This window comes from Burkholderia arboris (assembly GCF_038723655.1).
Classification (GTDB): Bacteria; Pseudomonadota; Gammaproteobacteria; order Burkholderiales; family Burkholderiaceae; genus Burkholderia; species Burkholderia arboris.
In genome coordinates this window covers 1,542,036-1,563,040 of sequence record NZ_CP109822.1, presented here as the reverse complement: position 1 = coordinate 1,563,040, position 21,005 = coordinate 1,542,036, and the positions used below count along the sequence as shown (strand labels likewise).

Sequence of the window (21,005 nt, the reverse complement as noted above, 5' to 3'; positions counted from 1 at the left end):
CTGCAAGATCGCAGCCGCGTGCCGCGTCAGACGTGTCGCGCCAGCACGAGCAGCACCGACAGCGAAACGATCGATCCGAGCGTCGACAGCAGGATCGTGCGCGACGTCACCTGCGCTTCGCGCCCGTAGAATTCCGCGAGCATGTACGGCCCCGTGCCGGTCGGCAACGCGGCGAGCACGACGGCGATCTGCGCGAGCACGGGCGGCATCGCGAACACGCGCACGCCGAGCCACCATGCGAGCGCCGGCTGGACGAACAGCTTCACCGCCGTCAGCGCGACGCTGCCGCGCGCCGCGGTACCGGCCCCCTCGCGCTTCTCCGCGAGAAACAGCCCGAGGCTGACCAGCGCACACGGGCTTGCGGCCGCCCCGAGCAGCTTCAGGAAGGTCTCGACGGGCGCAGCGAGCGGCACCTGCGCAGCCGACACGCATACGCCGACCAGCGGCGCGACGATCAGCGGGTTGCGCAGCAGCGCGCCGGCCACCTTCCACATCAGCTTCAGCGGCGCGCGGTCGCGCTGCAGTCCGATCTCGATCAGCACGATCGCACCGGCGAACAACACGCATGCGACGAGAATGGTCGCGATCGTGGTCGGCGTGAGGCTGCCGGGACCGAACGCCAGCAGGCACAGCGGAAAGCCGAGATAGCCGGTGTTCGGATAGGACGCGGCGATCGCATCGATGCTCGCATCGGCCAGCCCGCGCCCCGCGAACAGGCGCCACGCGAGCACGCCGCCGAACACGAGCGCACAGGTCAGCGCGAATGTCGCCACGAACGCCGGCTGGTAGAGCTGGTGCCACGATGCGTGCGCCATGATCTGGAACAGCAGCGCGGGCAGCGCGAGCCACACGACGAACCGGTTGAGCTCCGACGCTGCGGCCGGCCCGAGTACGCCGCGCCGGCGGCACAGGAACCCTGCCGCGATCAGCCCGAACACGGGCAACAGAATCTCGATCGTCGATGACATCTTGAATACGCTGCGTGAAACCGGAACGCGCCAGCTTAATGGTTCCGTGAAAGCCCGTCCAATACGCAGCGCATGCACGCCGGCCCGTCACTCCCCGTTACGCGCCATCGCGCATCGGTTGCGTAAGCAACTTGTATGCTACGACGGCCGCGCCGAGCGCGAGCACGCCGCTCATCGTCAACGCATCGGCGAACCCGCTCGAGAACGCGACGGGGGCCGCCCGCGCCAGCGTGCCGGCGGCCGACGGCGGCACGCGGCCGAGCGCCTGCGCCAGATCGCCGGCCAGCAGGCTCGACATGAACGGCGCATCGGCGAACGCGCGCAGGCCGGGCGTGGCCGACAGCAGGTCGTCGAGCCGCGCGTGCGTGCTCGCCGCCAGCACCGCGCCGAGCACGCCGACGGCCGTCACGATCGCCGAGAAGCGCGTCGTCGTGCTGATGCCCGACGCCATGCCGGTGCGGTTCGGTGGCACGCACGCCATGATCGCCTTCTGCGTGTCGCCGTTCATGATGCCGGCGCCGCACCCCGTCACGAACATGCCGATCGCGACGAGCCGGTAGTCGCCGCTGGCCGTCAGCGCCGCGGTCACCAGGTTGCCCGCGCCGATCAGCGCGAGCCCGCCCGCCAGCACACCGCCGGACGACACGCGCGCGGCCAGCGCCGCGCCGAGCGACGGGCCGGCGATCATCGCGAACGCGAACGGCAGCATCCCGAGCCCCGCATCGATCGCCGACATGCCGAATGCGTTCTACAGGTACAGCGGCAGGAACGTCATCATCACCTGCGCGCACGCCGCATACCCGAACATCGCGAGCACCGCGCCGACGAAGCGCGGCTGGCGAAACAGCGCGAGATCGATCATCGGCCGCGCCTGCCAGCGCTCCGCGCCGATGAACGCCGCCAGCAGCGCGGCGGCGAGCGCGAGCCGGCCCAGCGTCGCGGCCGACAGCCAGCCGTGCGACGGTGCGCCGATCAGCGCCGCGATCCCGCAGGCGAGCGCCGCACCGAACAGCAGGCTGCCGGCGGCGTCCACGCGTTTCGCATGCGGATCGTTCGATTCGTCGATCGCGACGCACGCGCCGGCCGCCAGCAGCAGGCAGACGGGCAGGTTCAGCAGGAACACCCAGCGCCATCCGATCCATTGGGTAATCGCGCCGCCGACGAGCGGCGCGATGGCCGTCGCGATCCCCATGCACATGCCCCAGATCGCCCATGCGCGCGCCCGGTCGCGCCCGTCCGGAAACCGGTTCGCGATCACGGCAAGCGCCGCGGTCAGCAGCAGCGCGGCGCCGCCGCCCTTCACGGCGCGCGCGGCGATCAGCCAGCCGGCCGACGGTGCGATGCCGCAGCCAAGCGACGCGAGAAAGAAGAGCGCGAGCCCCGTGAAGAGCATCCGCTTGCGCCCGAAGCGATCGGCGAGCCCGCCCGCCGGCAGCAGGCACGCGGCAAACGCGGTCATGTACGCGCTCACGACCCATTCGATGTCGGCGAAGCTCGCGTGGAAGCTGCGCGCGATGCTCGGCAGCGATACGGCCACCACGTTCGTGTCGAGCACGATCAGCGAACAGGTTGCGGACGCGACGGCAAGCGTCGCGGCGGCAGGCAGGCGGGCGCCCGCGCGCGGGGCGGCAGCCGCGCCCGTACGCGACGCCGGTGAAGACTGGGACATCGGCAACTCCGGAACAGGATCAACGAGCCGTATGCTAGGCTTGCCCGGTGTTGCCTGTCATTGACACTTCCCAGCTGTTTTATTAACGAAAACTGCAATCATGGACCGGCTCGAATTCCGTCACGTACGTGCGTTCCTGAGCGTCGCGCAGCACCTGCATTTCGCGCGCGCGGCCGAAGCGCTGGACATGGCGCCGCCCGCGCTCACGCGGCAGATCCAGGAAGCCGAGCGCGTGCTCGGCGTGCGGCTCTTTCACCGGTCGCGCCGCGCAGTCACGCTGAGCGCGGCCGGCGAGGCCTATCTCGCCGAAGCGAGCGCCGCATTCGAGCATCTGCAGCGCGGCCGCGAACTTGCCGCGCTCGCCGAACGCGGCGAACTCGGCCGGATCGAGATCGGCTACGTGTCGTCCGCCGTCTATTCGGGCACGCTGCAGCGCACGGTCGGCGCGTTCCGCGCCGCGCACCCGCGCATCGAACTGAACCTGCGCGAGGTGCCGATGGACGACGTCGCAAACCAGCTCGACGCGGGCCGGCTCGATCTCGCCTACGTCCGTCCGCCGCTGCCGCTGCCCGGCGGTCTGCGGATCGTCACGCTGCAGCGCGACGTGTTCGTCGCGGCCGTACCGGCCGATTCGCGCTACGCGGCGATGACGGCCGTCCGCGCGGCCGATCTCGCCGACGCACGCTTCGCGGTGCCCGAACAGGAACGGGGCACGCTCGAAGTCGCGCGCCGCGGCCGCTTCGCACCGGTCATCGCCGCGCGGCCGGGCGGCCTGCTCGCGGTGCTCGCGTGCGTGTCCGTGAACAGCTGGGTCGCGGTGATTCCCGATGCGCTCGCCGGCTGCGTGTCGTTGCCGGGTGTCGTGTACCGGCCGATTGCCGGCAAGCCGATCACGTCGGAGCTCGCGCTCGCGCACCGGCGGTTCGAAAAGGCGCCCGCGGTGCGGGCATTCCTGCGCACGGTTCCGCCGGCCGCTTAACGCATCCGCACGACGCATCCGCGACAGCGCCCGGGCGCCGGGCCGTTACCGGCCCTAGCGGGGCTCGCCGCGCGAATATGCATTTCACGATTCGATGTTTGTCGGCCGGAAACCGATTCCGTAACCTGCCCGGCAGCCGCGCCGCACGGGCGCGGGTTACCGAGGACATGCCGCCGATGAATCGCTCTTCCGCTGCAGCGCGCCGCCGCGCGCTGCAGCGTCTTGCCGCCCTCGCCGCCGCGCCGCTCGCGGGCGGCATCGCACTGCCCGCCCGCGCGGCCGGCACCGACCTGTCGAGCGTCACGCTCGTGCTCGGCGACCAGGCCGGCGGCCTGCGCGCGCTGGCCGAAGCCGCGCGCGTGCTGGACGGCACGCCCTACCGGTTCCGCTGGGCCAATTTCCAGGGCGCCGCGCCGCTGTTCGAGGCCCAGCGCGCGGGCGCGATCGATCTCGCCCCGGCCGGCGACCTGCCGGTACTGACGGCCGCGCTCGACGATCCGTCGTTGCGGATCGTCGCAACGCGGGTCGGCTCGTCGGCGTCGCTCGGCATCGTCGTCCAGCCCGACTCGCCCATTCGCACGGTGGCCGACCTGAAAGGGCAAACCGTCGTCGTGTCGTCGGCGCGCGGCAGCATCTCGCAATACCAGTTGTACGGCGCGCTGCGCGAACACGGCCTCGCCCCGCGCGACGTCGACGTGCGCTTCGTGCTGCCCGTCGATGCATTCGCCGCGTTCGAGGCGAAACGGATCGGCATCTGGGCCACGTTCGACCCGTATTACGGCCATGCAGTGCGACGCGGCGCACGCATCGTCCGCGACGGCAGCGGCATCAATTCGGGGCTCGCGTTCCTCACGTCGCCGGTCGAGACGCTGAACGACGGCGCGAAGCGCGCGGCGCTCGCGGACGTGCTCGCACGGCTCACCCGCGCCGGCCAATGGGCGCTCGCGCACCCGGCCGACTACGCGAACGTCTACGCGTCGCTCACGCGCCTGCCGCCCGACGCGGCGACCGACATCGCCCGCCGGGCCGCGCTCGCGCAGCGCAGCCTCAGCGGCGCCGACATCGACGTGCTGCAGCGCGTCGCCGATCGCGCGGCGGCGGACGCGATCCTGCCACGGCGCGTCGACGTCGCGTCGATTGCGGTCCGGAACGTGTCGGCCTGAGCGCTGCCGCGCGTGGCGGCGTTCAGCGCGGCAGCGCCATATCGAGGTCCGGCAGGTCGTCGCCGAACGTCGACGCGACGAGCGTGCGCATCGCGGCGACCAGCAGCGTCGGCCCCGACTGGTTGAACGTGCAGCGGTCGCCCGCGGCCGGCACGGCCCGGTGCAGCACGGCACGCCATGGCCCCCGCCCGCCGTCGCGCTCGAACGCGTCGAACGGCAGCCGCTCGACGATCGGGCCGCCGTCCGCCCAGGACGACGATGGCGCGAACGGCGTCGGCACGCCGCCCGCCACGCGAATCGACGTGCATCCGGACGCGTCGGCACGCGGGGCGTCGTGGCCTTCCGCGATCGCGACCCAGTAATCCAGCGGCCCGCCGGTCAGCTCCTGAACTTGCATAACCCTCTCCGTCACCGTCATTCCAGTCGACATGCTAACCGTTGCGCCCGCACGCGTAACCGCCCCGGGGACGGCGCTGCAGCGCCCCGCCGGCGGCCGGCCGCATCGCTGAAACCCCTCCCCCGCACAAACCCGCGCACCCTGTCACCTGCGCGTCATTCGTGCGTAGAATGATCTGACGGCTGCCCGCCCGGCCCGCGGCCAGCCAGCCAGACCATCACAAACACAAACGCGCGCCGATCCGGACCCGTTTCCACAAGTTCGGCGACAACAGGACCAGACAATGCGGCGCAGACCGGATCTCACAGGGGGACGTATGTCCAGGCACACCCTGAAGCCGTTGGTATCGCTCGTCGTGCCTTTTCACGACGAGGCGGAAGCGATCGATGCATTCTTCGCGACCACCCTTCCCATCCTCGAATCGGTCGAGTCGGTCCGTTTCGAGATCGTCTGCATCAACGACGGCAGCCGCGACGGCACGCTGGACAGGCTGATCGACATCGCCGCCGGCGATCCGCGCGTGCGCATCGTCGATCTCACCCGGCGCTTCGGCAAGGAGGCCGCGCTCACGGCCGGCATCGACGAAGCCGCCGGCGCGGCCGTGATCCTGATCGACGCCGACCTGCAGGATCCGCCGGCACTGATCCCCGCGATGCTCCAACGCTGGCTCGCCGGCGCCGAGGTCGTCGCCGCGAAGCGCACCGACCGCATGTGCGATCCGCTGATGCAGCGCGTGGCCGCCGCACTCTATTACCGCGTACACAACCACCTTTCCGAAGTCGAAATGCCCGAGAACGTCGGCGATTTCCGGCTGATGGACCGCCAGGTCGTCGACGCGCTGCGCGCGCTGCCCGAGCGGCGGCGCTTCATGAAGGGCCTGTTCGCGTGGGTCGGCTTCCGCACCGAGATCATCGAATACACGCGCGCGGCACGCAGCGGCGGCCGCTCGAAATTCTCCGGGTGGCGACGCTGGAACTTCGCACTCGAAGGCATCACGAGCTTCAGCACCGTGCCGCTGCGCGTGTGGACCTACATCGGCCTCGTGTTCGCCGCGCTCTCGTTCGTCTACGGCGCTTACATCGTCATGCGCACGCTGCTGTTCGGCAATCCCGTGCACGGCTACGCGTCGCTCATCTCCGCGATGCTGTTCGTCGGCGGCATCCAGCTGATCGGCATCGGCGTCATCGGCGAATACCTCGGCCGCATCTATCACGAATCGAAGCAGCGCCCGGTCTATCTCGTGCGGCGCCGTTATCGCGCCGATGCCCATGCTGGCCAGCAGCCCGCGCGGCATGCCGCCCAGCCGGACGGCTCGAAGCTGCTGCAGTTTCCGGTCCGGCGCGTCGCCGCGTCCCGGCGCCGGCAGGCGGCAACCCTCGCCGTGCAGACGCCGCGCAATCTGTCGGTCAAGTAGCGCCGCATGGATATTTCCGGTTCGTCGATGCAAGGCGACGCGCGCCCCGTCCGCGTCTGGCTCACCCCCGGACGCATCGCGCTTTACAGCGTGGTCATGCTGGCGGTCGGCGTGCTGTTCGCGTCGATCCTGGTCTGGATCGGCGCTCGCTCGACCGATCCGGGCACGTTCCGCCCCGGCTCGGGATACATGGTGTTCTGGTCCGCGTCCCATCTGATGCTCCACGGCTCGCCCTGGCAGGCCTACGACGTCCCCACGTTTTCGCGCGTGCTCGCCGGGCTGTTCCCGTCGACCGGACGCTTCGCGTTCCTGCCGTGGCTGTATCCGCCGTCGTATCTGCTGGTGGTGGCGCCGCTCGCGCTGCTGCCCTATGCGATCAGCTATCCGCTGTTCATCGCACTTGGCATCGTGCTGCTCGGCCTGGCGGCCTGGCGCGTGTCGGGGCTCGCCGCCGTGCCCGGCGCGTCACGCATCGGCTGGCTCGCGCTGCTTGCCTGCCCGGGCGTGCTCGTGACCGCGATGTACGGACAGAACGCCATGCTGACCGCCGCATGCGCGGCGTTCGCCGTGTATTGCGTCGACCGGCGGCCGATCCTGGCCGGCTTCTGCATCGGACTCCTGTCGGTCAAGCCGCAGCTGGCGTTGCTGTTTCCGTTCGTGCTGATTGCCGCGCGTGCATGGCGCGCGTTCGCGTGGGCCGCGGCATTCGCGACCGCGTTCACCGTGCTCGGCATCGCGACGGGCGGCATGGAATCGGTCCGGCTGTTCCTGCAGAATGCCGGCGCGCTGCGTTCGCTGATCATCGAGCATGGCGTACCGTTCTGGTTTGCGTCGCCGACGCCGTTCGCGGCGTTCCGGCTCGCCGGCCTGTCGCCCGCACTCGCCTTCGCCGGGCAAGCGGTCATCGCGGCGATCGCGATCGCCGCGGCGTGCTTCGTCTGGCGCCGGAGCCGGGACGCACGGCTGCGTGGCGCGGTGCTGGTCGTCGCGACGCTGGCCGCGAATCCCTATGTATGGCACTACGAACTGTCCTGGCTGTGCATCCCGATCGCATGCATGATCACCATCGGATCGCAGCACGGCTGGCGGCGGGGCGAGCAATGCATCGTCGTCGCCATGTGGGCGCTACCGCTGTACGAGTTTCTGAATCCGTGGATGAAGCTGCCGCAGATCGGGCCCGCCGTCACGGCGATCGCGCTGCTCGTGCTGCTGCAGCGCGCGTGCGCGCTCCCGTCGTCCCCCGAGCGGCGATAAGCATCGTTCAAATCGCTTCGAGGTCCGGCAGGTCGCCTTCAAACGTCGACGCGACGCGCGTTCGCATCGCGTCGACCGGCAGCGTCGGCCCCGACCAGTTGAACGTGCAGCGCTCGCCCGCGGCGGGCACGGCCCGGTGCAGCACGGCACGCCATGGTCCCGCCCGCCGTCGCGCTCGAACGCGTCGAACGGCAGCCGCTCGACGATCGGGCCGCCGTTGTGCACGCACGCGTCATCGCCTCCCGTCCTGCGGCAAGCCAACCGGGTCATCCCGGACACGATTGCGCACCGGGTTACGCCCGCGCAGCGCGGCGCCGCCACCGGTCTCGATGTCCAGCCCGTCATCCTGACGCTCGTACGCCCACCGCCGCACCCGCGTCATTTCGTGTTACGAATCTCCGATTCCTGCCTACAATGATCAGAATGCCTGTCGTCTGGCCCGCAGCGGACGACAACCGGATTCATACGGTGCAGCGCAGGCCGGATCTCTCGGGGGACGTATGTCCGCGCACGCCAGAAAACCACTGGTATCGCTCGTCGTGCCGTTCCATGACGAGGACGAAGCAATCGGCGCATTCTTTGCGGCCACGCTGCCCATCCTCGAATCGGTCGAGTCGGTCCGTTTCGAGATCGTCTGCATCAACGACGGCAGCCGCGACGGCACGCTGGACAGGCTGATCGACATCGCCGCCGGCGATCCGCGCGTGCGCATCGTCGATCTCACCCGGCGCTTCGGCAAGGAGGCCGCGCTCACGGCCGGCATCGACGAAGCCGCCGGCGCGGCCGTGATCCTGATCGACGCCGACCTGCAGGATCCGCCGGCACTGATCCCCGCGATGCTCCAACGCTGGCTCGCCGGCGCCGAGGTCGTCGCCGCGAAGCGCACCGACCGCATGTGCGATCCGCTGATGCAGCGCGTGGCCGCCGCACTCTATTACCGCGTACACAACCACCTTTCCGAAGTCGAAATGCCCGAGAACGTCGGCGATTTCCGGCTGATGGACCGCCAGGTCGTCGACGCGCTGCGCGCGCTGCCCGAGCGGCGGCGCTTCATGAAGGGCCTGTTCGCGTGGGTCGGCTTCCGCACCGAGATCATCGAATACACGCGCGCGGCACGCAGCGGCGGCCGCTCGAAATTCTCCGGGTGGCGACGCTGGAACTTCGCACTCGAAGGCATCACGAGCTTCAGCACCGTGCCGCTGCGCGTGTGGACCTACATCGGCCTCGTGTTCGCCGCGCTCTCGTTCGTCTACGGCGCTTACATCGTCATGCGCACGCTGCTGTTCGGCAATCCCGTGCACGGCTACGCGTCGCTCATCTCCGCGATGCTGTTCGTCGGCGGCATCCAGCTGATCGGCATCGGCGTCATCGGCGAATACCTCGGCCGCATCTATCACGAATCGAAGCAGCGCCCGGTCTATCTCGTGCGGCAGCGCTTCCACGCGCAGCGTGACGCAGCCGCGCATCCGGCGTCGACGCTGCTGCAGTTCCCGCTCAAGCGCCCGCACGCGGCCCGCCGCCGGACGCCACTACCCGCGGCGGTGGCCGGCCACGGCGCGCGGAAAGCCTCCGCCAAGTAACCGCGCATGCGACGCATGGATCTCCCCCGGCAATCGGCGCGATCGGCGGCCCCTCCCCTGCGCGCCTGGCTGACACCCCGGCGCGTCGTTGCATACAGCGCCGTCGCGCTCGCGTGCTACGCGCTACTCCTCGCACTCTGGATATCCGTCATACGTCACGCGCCCGCCACCGCCCTGTCACGTCCGGGCGCCGGCTACGCGGTGTTCTGGACGGCGTCGTACGTGATGCTGCACGGCTCGCCGTGGCAAGCGTACGACTTGCCAACCTTCGCGCGGCTGGCGGCCGAACTGTTCCCGCAGTTCCGCCACGAAAACTTCGTCGCGTGGCTGTACCCGCCCACCAACCTGCTGCTCGTGACGCCGCTGGCGCTGCTGCCCCATGCGATCGGCTATCCGCTGTTCGTCGCGTTCGGTGTCGTCGTATTCGGTTTCGCCGCATTACGCGTATCGGGCCTCGGCGCGCTCCCCGGCGCGGCACGTGCCGGCGGGATCGCGCTGGTCGCCGCTCCGTGCGTGTTCGTCACCGCGATGTTCGGGCAGAACGCGTTCCTGACCGCGTCGTGCGCGGCGCTGGCCGTCCGCTGGGCGGACCGCCGGCCGATGTGGGCCGGCCTCTGCATCGGCCTGCTGTCGGCCAAGCCGCAGATGGCGCTGCTGTTCCCGTTCGTGCTGGTCGCGACGCGCGCATGGCGCACGATCGCGTGGGCCGCGCTCGCCACCACCGCGTTCGCCGCGTTGAGCGTCCTGATCTGCGGTGTCGAGTCGCTACACCTGTTCGTCGCCGGTACGGCGCTCGCGCGGTCGCTCCTCCTCGAGCAAGGCGTCGTGTTCTGGCTCGCGTCGCCTGCGCCATTCGCCGCCTTCCGTCTCGCGGGCCTGCCGCCTGGCATCGCGTATGCCGCGCAGGCTTGCGTCGCGGCGCTGGCGATCGCCGTCGCCTGCGTCGTATGGACGCGCTCGCGCGACGTCCGCCTGCGCGCGGCGGTGCTGGCGGTCGCGACGCTCGCGGCGAACCCGTACGTGTGGCACTACGAGCTCGCCTGGCTCGGCATCGCGATCGCGTGCATGCTGGCGGCCGGCTGGCAGGACGGCTGGCGGCACGGCGAGCAGACCGCGATCGCGCTCATGTGGCTGCTGCCGGCCGTCGAATACCTGAACCCGTGGCTGCAATGGCCGCAGGTCGGCCCGGCCGTCACGCTGTTCACGCTGCTCGTGCTGCTGCGCCGCGCCGGCCCGGGCGCTCAAAACGCGAGGCGCGGCGGCACGTATACGCCGTAGTACGGCCCCACGCCGGTCGCGACGCCCGTCATCTTCACGCCGGCGACGAAATGGCCCTGGATGTACTTGGACGAGCCGCCGAGCGACACGTCGATATGGAACGGCGCGAATGCGACGATCGGCACGGTGGTGCTGGTCGCGGTCTGCGTGACGACCGGCACCACCACCGTCGTGCCGACCGGCACCGACGCGTAGAGCGCCGTCTTCGAGCCGGTCGCGAGATTGATGCTGTCGCCGATGTTGAGCGTCGTCGGATTGCCAGTCGCCATCAGCCCCGCAATCGTCGACGCGTCGGTCGCGGTCGACTGAAACGACGTCCACTGCCCGCCCATGCACAGCAGGCCATAGATCTGACCGTTCGTGATCGAGAATTCAAACGGCTGGCCCGTCAGCGGATTGATCAGCGGCTGGTTGGTCGCCGCGTTCCAGTACAGGTTGTACACGCACTGGTCGATCGCGACCGGAAACAGCCCGCCTGCCCCGATCCCGCCCGGCGCCGCCAGCACCGCCACCGCGGTCGCGCTGTCGGATGCGCCGGGAATCCCCAGCAACCCGGCGAGCAGCAGCGGAATCGAGCCGCCGTTCACGCCGGGCGCGCGCGACACGGTGACCTGCACCGCCGGCACGTCGTACGTGCCGGGCGTGATGGTCGTCGGCTGCATCGACGCGGGGCTGCGCGTGACGTTCCAGTATCCGGTGGTCACCGTGCCGGTCGACAGCGCCGCACCGGCCGCCGAGTTCAGCGCGATCACACCGTTCGCCGCCGGCGCGGCCTGCGACCAGTTCACCGCGCCGCCGCTCGGCGACATCATCGCATCGGCCCCGGCGAGCGCGGCCGCATCGGCCGCGTTCTGCAGCTGGTTGTTCACCGTGACCACCCACGCGATATCGATCGCCAGCGCGCCGAACGACAGCAGCGGAATCAGGAACAGCAGGAAGAACAGCGCGACCGAACCGCGCTGCCGCACGGGGCCGACCGGTTGCGTGGCGGTCACGTCATTCATAGAGCATCACCGACGTCGCCGAGACCGTCACGGGGCCGGTCAGCGCGCTGAACGCGGACCCCAGCACGAGCCCCGAGTACGTGTAGGTCACGGTCACCGTCAGCGCGGTGCCCGACGTCGTGCCGTTCGCCTGCGTCACGGTCACCGCCGGTGTCGTCGCCGTGCCGCCGGTGATCAGGCTGTTCTGCATGGCGGTCTGTGCGATGCCGGCGATCTGCGTCGTGGTCAGCATCGGCACCCGCAACATGACGCCGGCGCGCGCCGCCTCGCGGCTCGCGTTCGTGATGACGGCCTTGTCGCACAGGATCAGGCTCGTGTCGATGATGCCGATCAGCACCATCAGCAGGAACGGCAGCATCAGCACGAACTCGAGGGACACGACGCCGCGCGCGCGGCGCGCGCCCGTCGCCCCGCGTGTCATTTTGCAGCCCCCGCACCCGGCGGTGCGACGCCCGGTTCCAGCGCCGCGCCGGACAGTGGCGGCGGGCTGCCGGCCCCTCCGGCAACCCCTGCGCCCCCGCGCGACGCAAGCCGCGCGCGCACCGCCTGGTAAAAGCGCAGGTTGTCGGCCACCGCCGATGGGGGCAAATCCGCGGACAGCAGCTTCTTCGCCGAATCGGTGTTGCCGAGCACGCCGTACGCGAACGCGAGGTTCTGGCGCGCCTGCCACGGCGCGGACGGCAGCCCGGCGACGTCGAGCAGCACGTTCACGCCCTCGCGCGGCCGGTTGCTCAGCACGAGCGACAGCCCAAGGTCGACGCGCAACCCCTGCGCGTCCGGATGCGCACGCAGTGCCTCGCGATACACGGCCTGCGCATCCGCATGACGCCCCTGCAGGTCGAGTACGGTACCGAGCCCTTCCGCCGCGAGCGGATGATCCGGCTGCGCGGCCAGCAGGTCGCGATAGCGCTGCGCGGCTTCGTCGAGACGGCGCTGCCGCAACGCGACGCGCGCGAGCCCGAGCCGCGGGCCGAGCTCCGCGGGCGCCTGTCGCTGCGCTTCGTCGTAGAGGATCCGCGCGCGCTCCAGATCGCCCGCGCGGTAGTTGACGTCGCCGAGCCCGAGGCGCGCCGCGAGCGAATCGGGATGCTTCGCAAGCACCTTCTCGTACAGCGTCGACGCGAGATCGACGTTGCCGCCCGCGAGCGCGCTGTCCGCGATGCGCAGCTCGGCCTGCGGGTCGTCGCTCCGGTGCGACAGCACCGGCCGCGTCTGGATGCCCGGCGTGCCGCAGCCGGCCAGTACCGGCAGTACGGCCGCGAGCGCGAACGCGCGTACGACGGATCGTGTCATCTGAATACCTCGAGCAGGCGAATCGCCGCCGGGCCCGCCGCGATCAGGCAAACCGTCGGCAGGATGAACAGCATCATCGGCAGCGTGATCTTCGGCGCCAGCTTCGCGGCCCGCTCCTCGAGCGCGACGATCTGCTCGGTGCGCTCGGTGCGCGACAGCGTGCGCAGCGCCTGCGTGATCGGCGTGCCGAACCGCTGCGACTGCGTCAGCGTGGTCGCGAGCGAGCGCGCCGACGTGAAATCGACGCGCGTCGCGAAATGCGCGAGCGTCGCGGATACGTCGCCACTCAGCGTCAGCTCGTCCGCGCATACGGTCAGCTCGTCGGCGAGCGGCGGGCAGATGCGCGACAGCTCGTGCGCGACGCGCCGGATGCCCGACGCGAGGCTGTTGCCGGCCATCGTGCAGATCACGAGCAGGTCGAGCGCGTCCGGAAAGCACGCGGCGATGATCCGCCGCCGCCGCCGGATCATCGCGCCGAGCACGTATTCAGGCACGATCACGCCGATCACGAACGCGGCGATCATCGCCAGCGCACGGATCACGAAGTATTCGCCGAAGCGCGGAATGAGCGGGCTGAACACGATCGCGCCGCACGCGAACAGCACGCCGCAGCTCAGCTTGATCCCGATCATCGACGACACCGCACGGCGCTCGCGAAAGCCCGCGCGCGTCAGCTGCAGGCCGAGCTTGACGCGCTGCATCGGGTCGAGCACCGGCAGCCGTTCGCCCAGTTGCGCGAGCCGGCGCGTCAGGTCAAGGCGGACCCCGCCCGGCTGCAGCCACCCCGCCACCGGTGCAGGCGGGTGCTGCCCGGCCGCCTGCCGCACGCGCGCGGCGATCCGCTGGCGGGTACCGCCGCCGGGCGTGGCGAGCGCCACCGCGACACAGGCGAGCAGCAACAGCAACTCGAGGCCGCGGGCGGCCAGTATCGACATCGTCATCGCGCGGTATCCAGTCTCGAGATCTTGCGGATCACCAGCAGGCCGACCGTCAGCAACCCGGCCGCGATCGTCAGCATCGTGTGTCCCGCGTGCGTCCTGAACAGCAGCATCACGTAATCGCGGTTCACCAGGAACAGCGCGCCGATCATCACGAACGGCACCGCCGAAATGATGTTCGTCGTGATGCGCCCTTCGGCGGTCAGCGCACGGGTCTTCAGGCGGATGTCGCGGCGCGTGCGGATGATGCTCGACAGCTCGTCGAGCGTTTCGCCGAGACTGCCGCCGGTTTCGCGCTGCAGCAGCAAGTAGACGGTGAAGAACGAGAAGTCGGCGATCGTCAGCCGGTCCGCCGCCTGTGTCAGCACGTCCTTGAGATCCGCGCCGACGCGCAGGCTGTCGCCCATCGACCGGAACGTCGCGCGCACCGGTTCGGCCGCACTGTCTCCGACCATGCTGATCGCCTGCGTGACCGGAATGCCCGCGCGCACTGCCCGCACGATCACGTCGATCGCGTCCGGGAACGCTTCGAGAAAGCGGATCCGGAAGCGCTCCACCAGCGCACGGTAGCTGGCGCGCATCGCGACCAGCGGCAATCCGGCGTAGATCAGCGGACGCAGGAAGCCCGGCGGCCCGATCAGCTTCACCGCGACGATTGCCGCGATCGCGCCGGCGATCGTGCTCGTGACGACGATCTTCACGCCGCCCTTGCCGCCTACCGCGCGCACGCGCGTCACGCGGCGCTGCAGCCAGGCGCGCAGGCGGCCTTGACGGCGCTCGAGGTTGAACAGCGCGACGCCGGGCGCGGCGGACCCGTGCCCGTCGCGCCCGGCGAGCAACGGCGACAGCCGGCGCAGCCGCGCGCGGATGCGCTGGGCCGGCGTGTGGCTCGCGCGGTCGAACAGCGACGACAGCACGAGCCCGATCGCGAGGATCATCACGAACGCGCCGGCCGCGAACAGGTCGGCGGCCCTCATTGCCGGAATACCTCGGCGAGCGCATCCTCGACACCGTAATACGCGGCACGCGCCGCGAATCCCGGCCGCAACGGCGACGCCTCGAACACGCCCTTCACCGCATCGCGCGTCGTGTCGCCTTCCTGACGGAACGCGAACAGGTCCTGCGTGATGACGACCTCGCCTTCCATCCCGACGATCTCGGTGATCCGCGTCACGCGCCGCACGCCATCGCGCATCCGCTCGATCTGCACGAACAGGTGCACGGCGCTCGCGATCTGGCGCCGGATCGACAGCAGCTGCAGGTTCGCGTTCGCCATCATGACCATGCTCTCGAGCCGGCTGATCGCATCGCGCGGCGAATTCGCGTGAATCGTCGTCATCGAGCCGTCGTGACCCGTGTTCATCGCCTGCAGCACGTCGAACGCCTCGGGGCCGCGAATCTCGCCGAGGATGATGCGGTCGGGCCGCATGCGCAGCGCGTTGCGCACGAGATCGCGCTGCGAGATCCCGCCGAGCCCCTCGGTATTCTCCGGCCGCGTCTCGAGGCTGACGACGTGCGGCTGCAGCAGTTGCAGCTCGGCCGCATCCTCGATCGTCACGATCCGTTCGTGCTGCTCGATGTGCTGCGACAGCCCATTGAGCAGCGTCGTCTTGCCCGAGCCGGTGCCGCCCGAGATCACGATGTTCAGCCGGCACGCGCACGCGACCTTCAGCACCTGCAACATCGGATGCGATATGTTGCCCTGCTGCGCCATCCGCGCGAGCGTGATGTCGCGCTTCGCGAACTTGCGGATCGAGATCGACGGGCCGCGCATCGCGACCGGCGGCAGCACGACGTTCACGCGGCTGCCGTCGGCGAGTCGCGCGTCGACCATCGGGCTGCTCTCGTCGACGCGCCGCCCCACCGCCGCCGCGATCCGCTGCGCGACGCTCGCCACGTGCGCGTCGTCGCGAAACTTCAGCGCCGTGAGTTCGAGCCGGCCCGCTCGCTCGACATAAACCTGGTCGGGCCCGTTGACGAGGATGTCGGTGACCGTATCGTCGGCGAGCAGCGGCTCGATCGGCCCGACGCCGAACATGTCGTTCAGGATCGCATCGACGATCAGCACCTGCTCGCCGGCCGTGATCTTCAGGCGCTCGCGCTCGACCGTGTGCGCGGCCACCTGCTCGATGCCCGCGCGCACCTCGTCGCGCGTCTTCATCAGCGCCGCCGACATGTTCATCGACGCGAACACCGCACTGCGGATCGCATCGAACTTGCTCGACCGGATCAGCGCCTCGTGGGTATCGGCTGCCACCGGCGCGCGGGCCGGCGCCGACGCGGGCACCGGCACAGGCGCTGGCACGTCCACCGGGGCCGGCACGGGCTCGCGCGCCACGGCGGGCGTGGCGGCCGGCTCGGGGTCCGCCGGCGGCCGGTTGCGGGTACCGAACGTCACGATCCCTTCCTCCACCTGGCGAACCGCGCATACCACGGCTCGGCGACGACCATCGGCTCGCCGGTGATGCCGTTCGCGAGCTGCCGGATCTGGTCGACGAAGCCATACCGCTTCGCACCTTCGATCGGCTCGCCGAGGTTCTCGGCGACGGCGAGCGTCTGCGGCTCGTGCGGCAGTTCGTGCAGCTTCGCGCCGCCGAACGCCTCTTCGAAATCGACCGGCTCGACGCGGCCCGCGACCGGCGCGAGCGGATTGTTCAGTACCATCGACAGCAGCCGCTCGCCGGGCAGCTCCCGCACGAAACGCACGAGCCGCGCGGCCTCGTATGCGGCGTGCACCGAGCGGTCGACCACGACATGGACGAGATCGGACGCGACGAGCGCGTCCTCGAGCAGCTTGCCGGCGCTGCTTCCCACGTCAAACAGCACGTAGTGGAAACGGTCCTTCAGCATGTCGACCAGGCGCGCGACGGCCTCGTCGCCCAACGGCGCGTCGGCGCCGTACGCCAGTTCGGCGGACAGGACGTGCAACCGGTCGCCCTTCGTCACGAACATGCGCTCGAACAACGCGTCGTCGGGGCGCTGCCCCATGTTCAGCAATTCGATCAGCCCGTTGTTGCTGGACAGCCCGAACATCGAATTCGCGCCGCCGCCATGCAGGTTCAGGTCGACGTAGGCCACGCGTCGGCGCTTCTCGCCCGCCAGGAAGCGCGCGAGGCTCACCGTGATCGTGGTCGCACCGACGCCGCCGCGGGCGCCGACGAAGCTGACGACCTTGCCGGTGCGCGCCTGGACGACCGATTCCGTCGCCGTCAGCGCGCGCCGCATCAACTCGACGGTCAGCGGCTTGACGATGTAGTCCTGCACGCCGATGCCGAGCAGGTTGCGAAACAGCCCGACGTCGTTCTGCGTACCGATCGCGATGACCCGCACCGACGGGTCGCACACGTCGGCGAGACGCATCAGGTCCGACACCGGCAGCACCGAATCCGACACGTCGATGATGAGTTGGCGCGGCGAACGCTCGTACTGCTGCAGCAGCCGGATCGCATCGTCGCAGGTGCCCAGCTGCAGCTGGGTGCGCGTGATCGACAGCTCCTGCGTGACGCGACGTATCACGTCGTGGCTGCCCGAATCGGATACGACCGCGACGAGATCGGCCGCGCCCGCGGACGTGGCGCGCCTGGCGTTCTGACGGTCGAGGAGGTTCATGGGCGGCATCGTGATGGCATCCGGTCCGGTCAATGGCTGGGCGAGACGGTCGTCTGCGTTTTGCCCGGCGTCGGCACCTTCACGCGATCCTCGACGTAGCGGCGCACCGCGTCGGCCGCGGTCTGCGCGTCCGCGCCGCCGTACGGCACGGGTGCGACGAGATCCTCCGGCCGCGCGAGCATCGCCGCGAGGTTCGCGTAGGTCGCGCAGCCGAACGGCACGCCGGGCCGCGCGTACCCCGCGTCGACGAGATGCGATGGCTGCATCAGCTTCGCGCAGTCGGGCGGCACCGCGTGCGTGCCGTCGAAGCCGATCGCACGCGCATCGGGCAGGTTGACCGGCGGCGGCGCCGACAGGCAGCCCGCGAGCACCAGCGGTAGCAGTGCGGCAACGGTCGATCGGGTTCGCATGCGCGCTCCTCCTGTTCAGTACACGAAGCCCGCGGCGCCGACGAGGCGTGGCGTGTCGCCCGACAGCAGGTCGAGCCCCAGGTTGCGCTGCACCGCGAACTCCAGGTCGCTGCTCGGCCGCGCGACGGTGTCGATCGCCTGCTCGAGCTGGCCGGGCCCGGCCGGCTGCACGATGTACGGCGTGACGATGACGACCACTTCGGTCTTGTTGTCCTGGAAGTTCTTCGACGAAAACAGGCGGCCGATGATCGGCAGCCGGCCGAGCCCCGGAATCTGCGATACGGTGTCGGCCGTCTGGCTCTGCAGCAACCCGCCGATCGCGAAGCTCTGCCCGCTCGACAGCTCGACCGTCGTCTCGACGCGCCGTACCGTGAGCCCCGGCACCTTGACGCCGCCGGTCGTCACGCTGTTGCTCGCATCGATCTCGCTCACTTCCGGCCGCACCTTCAGGCTGATCCGGTTGTCGGCGAGCACGGTCGGCGTGAAATCGAGCGACACGCCGAACGGCTTGAACTCGACCGTGATCGCACCGGTCGACGAACCGGCCTGCGCAACCGGAATCGGAATCTCGCCGCCCGCGAGGAAGCTCGCGGTTTCGCCGGACATCGCGGTCAGGTTCGGTTCGGCGAGCATCGTGATCAGGCCCTCCTGGTCGAGTGCGTCGAGCACCACGTCGATCGACCAGCGCCCCGCGCGAAATCCGCCGAGCACCGAGAACGCGCCCGCCGGCGACAGGTTGAACAGGCTCGTCGTCGGATCGAACAGCGTGCGTCCGTTGAACAGCCCGCCGACGAAGTTGCCGGCGCTGCCGAGCGAGCTCCAGTTGATGCCGAGCTGCTGCGTGATGTTGCGGCTCACCTCGGTCACCCGAACGCGCAGGTTCACCTGGATCGGGCGCGACAGCGTGAGCCGGTTGACGATCTTTTCCTTGTCGTGCAGGTACGGCGTGAGCGACTGCATCACGGCGTCCGCGTCGGCCGCGCCCGGCACCTTGCCCGACACCATCAGCGAGCCCGGTGCGCCGGACACCGCCAGCTTCAGCTGCGGAAAGCGGCTGTCGAGCACGCCCTGCAGCGACGCCGTGTCGACCTGCACGATCACCGTCTTGCGCAGGATCGGGCGATGGTTCGCGCCGAGCGCGATCAGCGTCGTCGTGCCCGCCTTCTTGCCGAACACGAACACGGTGCGCGGCGACGGAACCTGGATGTCCGCGATGGCCGGATCGGCGACGAACATCGCGGCCGCGGGCTCGGGCAGCGACAGCAGCTCCCCTTTGCCGGTCGCGATCGACAGCGCCTCGCCCGCGGCCGGCGCCCGCGCGACCTGCGCGGACGCGCCCCCGGACGCCAGGACGCAGGCCAGGCCCAGGAAAGCGATCGAACGAACCATGCGCACCATGCGTGTTCCCGTCAAATGCCGGCCGCCGGGCGGGCGGCCCGAATCGTCAAGCCGTCATTGCGCCGCCGCTGCCGGCGGCGGTGCGGCGGCCTCCGCCGCAACGTTGGCGCCGCCTGGTGTCGCGGGCATCGCCGGCCAGGACGGCAGCCCGGACGGCAGCGGCGGCAGGCCCGGCGTGCCGGCCCCGCCGCCACGCGCTCCGTCGTCGACCGACGAGCCGCGATAGATCACGACCGCGTTGCTTCGCCACGCCGGCCGCGCGCCCGTATCCGGCCCGGTGGACGGCTCGCGTGCAGCCTCGCGGGCCGCGCGCGACACGTCACCTGCCCACACGGGCTGCGTATCGGGCTCCTGCTCGGCGCCGCCTGCCGGTTGCCGCCGGTCGCTCGTCGCGAAACTGCGCAGCGCGAGCGACAGCGAGCCGAGGCGAGTCGCCACCAGCACGACCTGCGCGGTGCGCGGCGCGACCTCGAGCGTGACCGTGCGTGCGCGCGCCGTCGCGTCCGGCGCGCTCGCGGGCGGCTTCGCACGCTGGAATTCGGAACCGACCGCGAGCACGCGCGCGCGCCGCACCACCGTCTCCGCTTCGAACGTGCCGGGCGACGTCGCCGAGCCGCCGATCTGCTGCGTCAGCAATACGTCGACGAAGTCGCCCGGCTGGATCAGCCCCGCGTTGCCCGACACGTCGTCGACCGGCACCGAGATCGCGCGCATGCCGGGTTGCAGCGCAGCCGCGAGAAAATCCGGCGCCCCGGCGGGAATCACGTTCTCGACGCGAATCGGTGTGCCCGCGCCAACATGGTTGCGCAGCAGCGCGCCTTTCAGGTCCGCGCCCGGCTGCGACTCGACGAACGCGCCAGCGGGCACCTGCGCGCGCGGCATGCGCTTCCATGCCAGATCGTTGTCGCGCAGCAGCAACCCTTCCGGCAGATCGGCGGCGGCGACCCGCACGCGCGCCTGATCCGTTTCCGCGGGCACCGACGGCGTCGACGCGGCGACGTACAGTTCGCGCAGAATGAACGCACCGATGCCGGCGGCAACGACGAGCACGGCCATTCTCAACGGTTTGGGCATGGCGGCGTGCGTCCCCCGGCTAGGTAAGCGAAACCGTATGTGGAAACGACGCCCAGACGGCCAGCGTGCCGCCGAGCGCGAGCGCAACGCCGTACGGCACGCCGCGAGCGGCGAGCGCGCGGACCGGCGCGTCGCGGCGCGGCCGCGACGCCAGCAACGCGAGGCCGCACAGGAGACCGCCCGCGCCGACACTCGTCAGCACCGGAAACACCAGTGCCGGGCCCGCCCACAGGAATACCGCCGCCGCCAGCTTGACGTCGCCTCCGCCGATCCAGCCCGCGTGGCGCATGCCGCCGAACAGCAGCAGCACCGCCGCGCCGGTCGCGACATGCCCGGCCAGTGGCGCGAACCCGTCACGCGCGAGCGCCGCCGCGACGAAATAGAGCGCCGCGAACGCCAGCACCGCGCGATTGGACAGGCGCCGGTCGCGCAGATCCTGCGCGGCGAGCGAGGCCAGCAAGACCGTGGCCACCGACTGCACGAGCGTGAGCATGGGAGAGCCGTCCGTCGATACGCCCCGGCCGGATACGTTCTACCGCTGCGGATCCCGGTGTGCGTCGGCGGCGCGCGGGTTCAG

General features: G+C 70.4%; 19 protein-coding genes and 2 pseudogenes. 6 read left to right on the top strand and 15 right to left on the bottom strand.

Annotated features, from left to right (window positions below):
- Nucleotides 1-26: 26 nt before the first annotated feature.
- On the bottom strand, nt 27-968 hold the full coding sequence (locus OHZ10_RS24380; RefSeq protein WP_059237163.1) for an AEC family transporter: 942 nt from the start codon (nt 966-968) through the stop codon (nt 27-29).
- 97 nt (nt 969-1,065) lie between these two features.
- Nucleotides 1,066-2,637, bottom strand: a pseudogene (locus tag OHZ10_RS24375) (MFS transporter).
- Between the two features lie 100 nt (nt 2,638-2,737).
- Here OHZ10_RS24375 and OHZ10_RS24370 point away from each other — a divergent pair.
- Both OHZ10_RS24370 and OHZ10_RS24365 read left to right on the top strand, forming a co-directional pair.
- Nucleotides 2,738-3,616, top strand: coding sequence for a LysR family transcriptional regulator (locus OHZ10_RS24370; RefSeq protein WP_256086559.1), 879 nt, complete (start codon nt 2,738-2,740; stop codon nt 3,614-3,616).
- A 176-nt stretch (nt 3,617-3,792) separates the two neighbouring features.
- Nucleotides 3,793-4,779 carry an ABC transporter substrate-binding protein gene (locus tag OHZ10_RS24365; RefSeq protein ID WP_342705932.1) on the top strand — a complete coding sequence of 329 codons (987 nt, stop codon included), beginning with the start codon at nt 3,793-3,795 and terminating at the stop codon, nt 4,777-4,779.
- 22 nt (nt 4,780-4,801) lie between these two features.
- Here OHZ10_RS24365 and OHZ10_RS24360 read toward each other — a convergent pair whose 3' ends face one another.
- Nucleotides 4,802-5,176: a phage protein NinX family protein gene (locus OHZ10_RS24360; RefSeq protein WP_342705931.1), complete on the bottom strand. Its 375-nt coding sequence runs from the start codon at nt 5,174-5,176 to the stop codon at nt 4,802-4,804.
- 316 nt (nt 5,177-5,492) lie between these two features.
- On the opposite strand from OHZ10_RS24360, the gene OHZ10_RS24355 reads away from it, so the two are divergent.
- Both OHZ10_RS24355 and OHZ10_RS24350 read left to right on the top strand, forming a co-directional pair.
- A complete protein-coding gene (locus OHZ10_RS24355; RefSeq protein ID WP_342705930.1) occupies nt 5,493-6,590 on the top strand; it encodes a glycosyltransferase family 2 protein in 1,098 nt (365 codons plus the stop codon).
- A 6-nt stretch (nt 6,591-6,596) separates the two neighbouring features.
- A complete protein-coding gene (locus OHZ10_RS24350; protein WP_059237168.1) occupies nt 6,597-7,844 on the top strand; it encodes a glycosyltransferase family 87 protein in 1,248 nt (415 codons plus the stop codon).
- A 7-nt stretch (nt 7,845-7,851) separates the two neighbouring features.
- Here OHZ10_RS24350 and OHZ10_RS24345 read toward each other — a convergent pair.
- Nucleotides 7,852-8,063 (bottom strand): annotated as a pseudogene (locus OHZ10_RS24345) (phage protein NinX family protein); the annotation flags it as partial.
- Between the two features lie 281 nt (nt 8,064-8,344).
- Between OHZ10_RS24345 and OHZ10_RS24340 the strand changes: the two are divergent.
- Together OHZ10_RS24340 and OHZ10_RS24335 are read left to right on the top strand one after the other, a co-directional pair.
- A complete protein-coding gene (locus OHZ10_RS24340) occupies nt 8,345-9,424 on the top strand; it encodes a glycosyltransferase family 2 protein (RefSeq protein ID WP_342705929.1) in 1,080 nt (359 codons plus the stop codon).
- A gap of 15 nt (nt 9,425-9,439) precedes the next feature.
- On the top strand, nt 9,440-10,702 hold the full coding sequence (locus tag OHZ10_RS24335) for a glycosyltransferase family 87 protein (RefSeq protein ID WP_342705928.1): 1,263 nt from the start codon (nt 9,440-9,442) through the stop codon (nt 10,700-10,702).
- Here the strand turns inward: OHZ10_RS24335 and OHZ10_RS24330 are convergent.
- Genes OHZ10_RS24330 through OHZ10_RS24280 form a run of 11 tightly spaced genes read right to left on the bottom strand, consistent with a single transcriptional unit; the run spans nt 10,666 to nt 20,921 of the window.
- The gene (locus tag OHZ10_RS24330) at nt 10,666-11,706 is read right to left on the bottom strand and encodes a TadG family pilus assembly protein (protein ID WP_342705927.1); all 1,041 of its coding nucleotides are present in this window, start codon (nt 11,704-11,706) and stop codon (nt 10,666-10,668) included. The two genes, OHZ10_RS24335 and OHZ10_RS24330, sit on opposite strands and share 37 nt — an antisense overlap.
- A complete protein-coding gene (locus tag OHZ10_RS24325; RefSeq protein ID WP_059237172.1) occupies nt 11,699-12,127 on the bottom strand; it encodes a TadE/TadG family type IV pilus assembly protein in 429 nt (142 codons plus the stop codon). The genes OHZ10_RS24330 and OHZ10_RS24325 overlap by 8 nt, the downstream gene beginning before the upstream one ends.
- Nucleotides 12,124-12,999, bottom strand: coding sequence for a tetratricopeptide repeat protein (locus tag OHZ10_RS24320; RefSeq protein ID WP_174992688.1), 876 nt, complete (start codon nt 12,997-12,999; stop codon nt 12,124-12,126). Before OHZ10_RS24320 ends, OHZ10_RS24325 begins: the two co-directional genes overlap by 4 nt.
- Nucleotides 12,996-13,940, bottom strand: coding sequence for a type II secretion system F family protein (locus OHZ10_RS24315; RefSeq protein WP_174992689.1), 945 nt, complete (start codon nt 13,938-13,940; stop codon nt 12,996-12,998). The genes OHZ10_RS24320 and OHZ10_RS24315 overlap by 4 nt, the downstream gene beginning before the upstream one ends.
- A complete protein-coding gene (locus OHZ10_RS24310) occupies nt 13,937-14,914 on the bottom strand; it encodes a type II secretion system F family protein (protein ID WP_342705926.1) in 978 nt (325 codons plus the stop codon). Before OHZ10_RS24310 ends, OHZ10_RS24315 begins: the two co-directional genes overlap by 4 nt.
- Nucleotides 14,911-16,335 carry a CpaF family protein gene (locus tag OHZ10_RS24305; protein WP_342705925.1) on the bottom strand — a complete coding sequence of 475 codons (1,425 nt, stop codon included), beginning with the start codon at nt 16,333-16,335 and terminating at the stop codon, nt 14,911-14,913. Before OHZ10_RS24305 ends, OHZ10_RS24310 begins: the two co-directional genes overlap by 4 nt.
- The gene (locus tag OHZ10_RS24300) at nt 16,332-17,555 is read right to left on the bottom strand and encodes an AAA family ATPase (RefSeq protein WP_059237176.1); all 1,224 of its coding nucleotides are present in this window, start codon (nt 17,553-17,555) and stop codon (nt 16,332-16,334) included. The genes OHZ10_RS24305 and OHZ10_RS24300 overlap by 4 nt, the downstream gene beginning before the upstream one ends.
- Nucleotides 17,556-17,575: 20 nt before the next feature.
- Nucleotides 17,576-17,956 (bottom strand): CpaD family pilus assembly lipoprotein, encoded by a 381-nt coding sequence (locus tag OHZ10_RS24295; RefSeq protein ID WP_059237177.1) that lies wholly within the window; start codon nt 17,954-17,956, stop codon nt 17,576-17,578.
- Nucleotides 17,957-17,971: 15 nt separating this feature from the next.
- Complete coding sequence (locus OHZ10_RS24290; RefSeq protein WP_174992693.1) at nt 17,972-19,354, bottom strand: type II and III secretion system protein family protein; 1,383 nt, start codon at nt 19,352-19,354, stop codon at nt 17,972-17,974.
- Nucleotides 19,355-19,408: 54 nt separating this feature from the next.
- Nucleotides 19,409-20,428 carry a Flp pilus assembly protein CpaB gene (cpaB, locus tag OHZ10_RS24285; RefSeq protein WP_059237179.1) on the bottom strand — a complete coding sequence of 340 codons (1,020 nt, stop codon included), beginning with the start codon at nt 20,426-20,428 and terminating at the stop codon, nt 19,409-19,411.
- Nucleotides 20,429-20,447: 19 nt separating this feature from the next.
- Entirely contained in the window at nt 20,448-20,921 is a 474-nt protein-coding gene (locus OHZ10_RS24280) for an A24 family peptidase (protein ID WP_059237180.1), read from the bottom strand.
- Between the last annotated feature and the right edge of the window lie 84 nt (nt 20,922-21,005).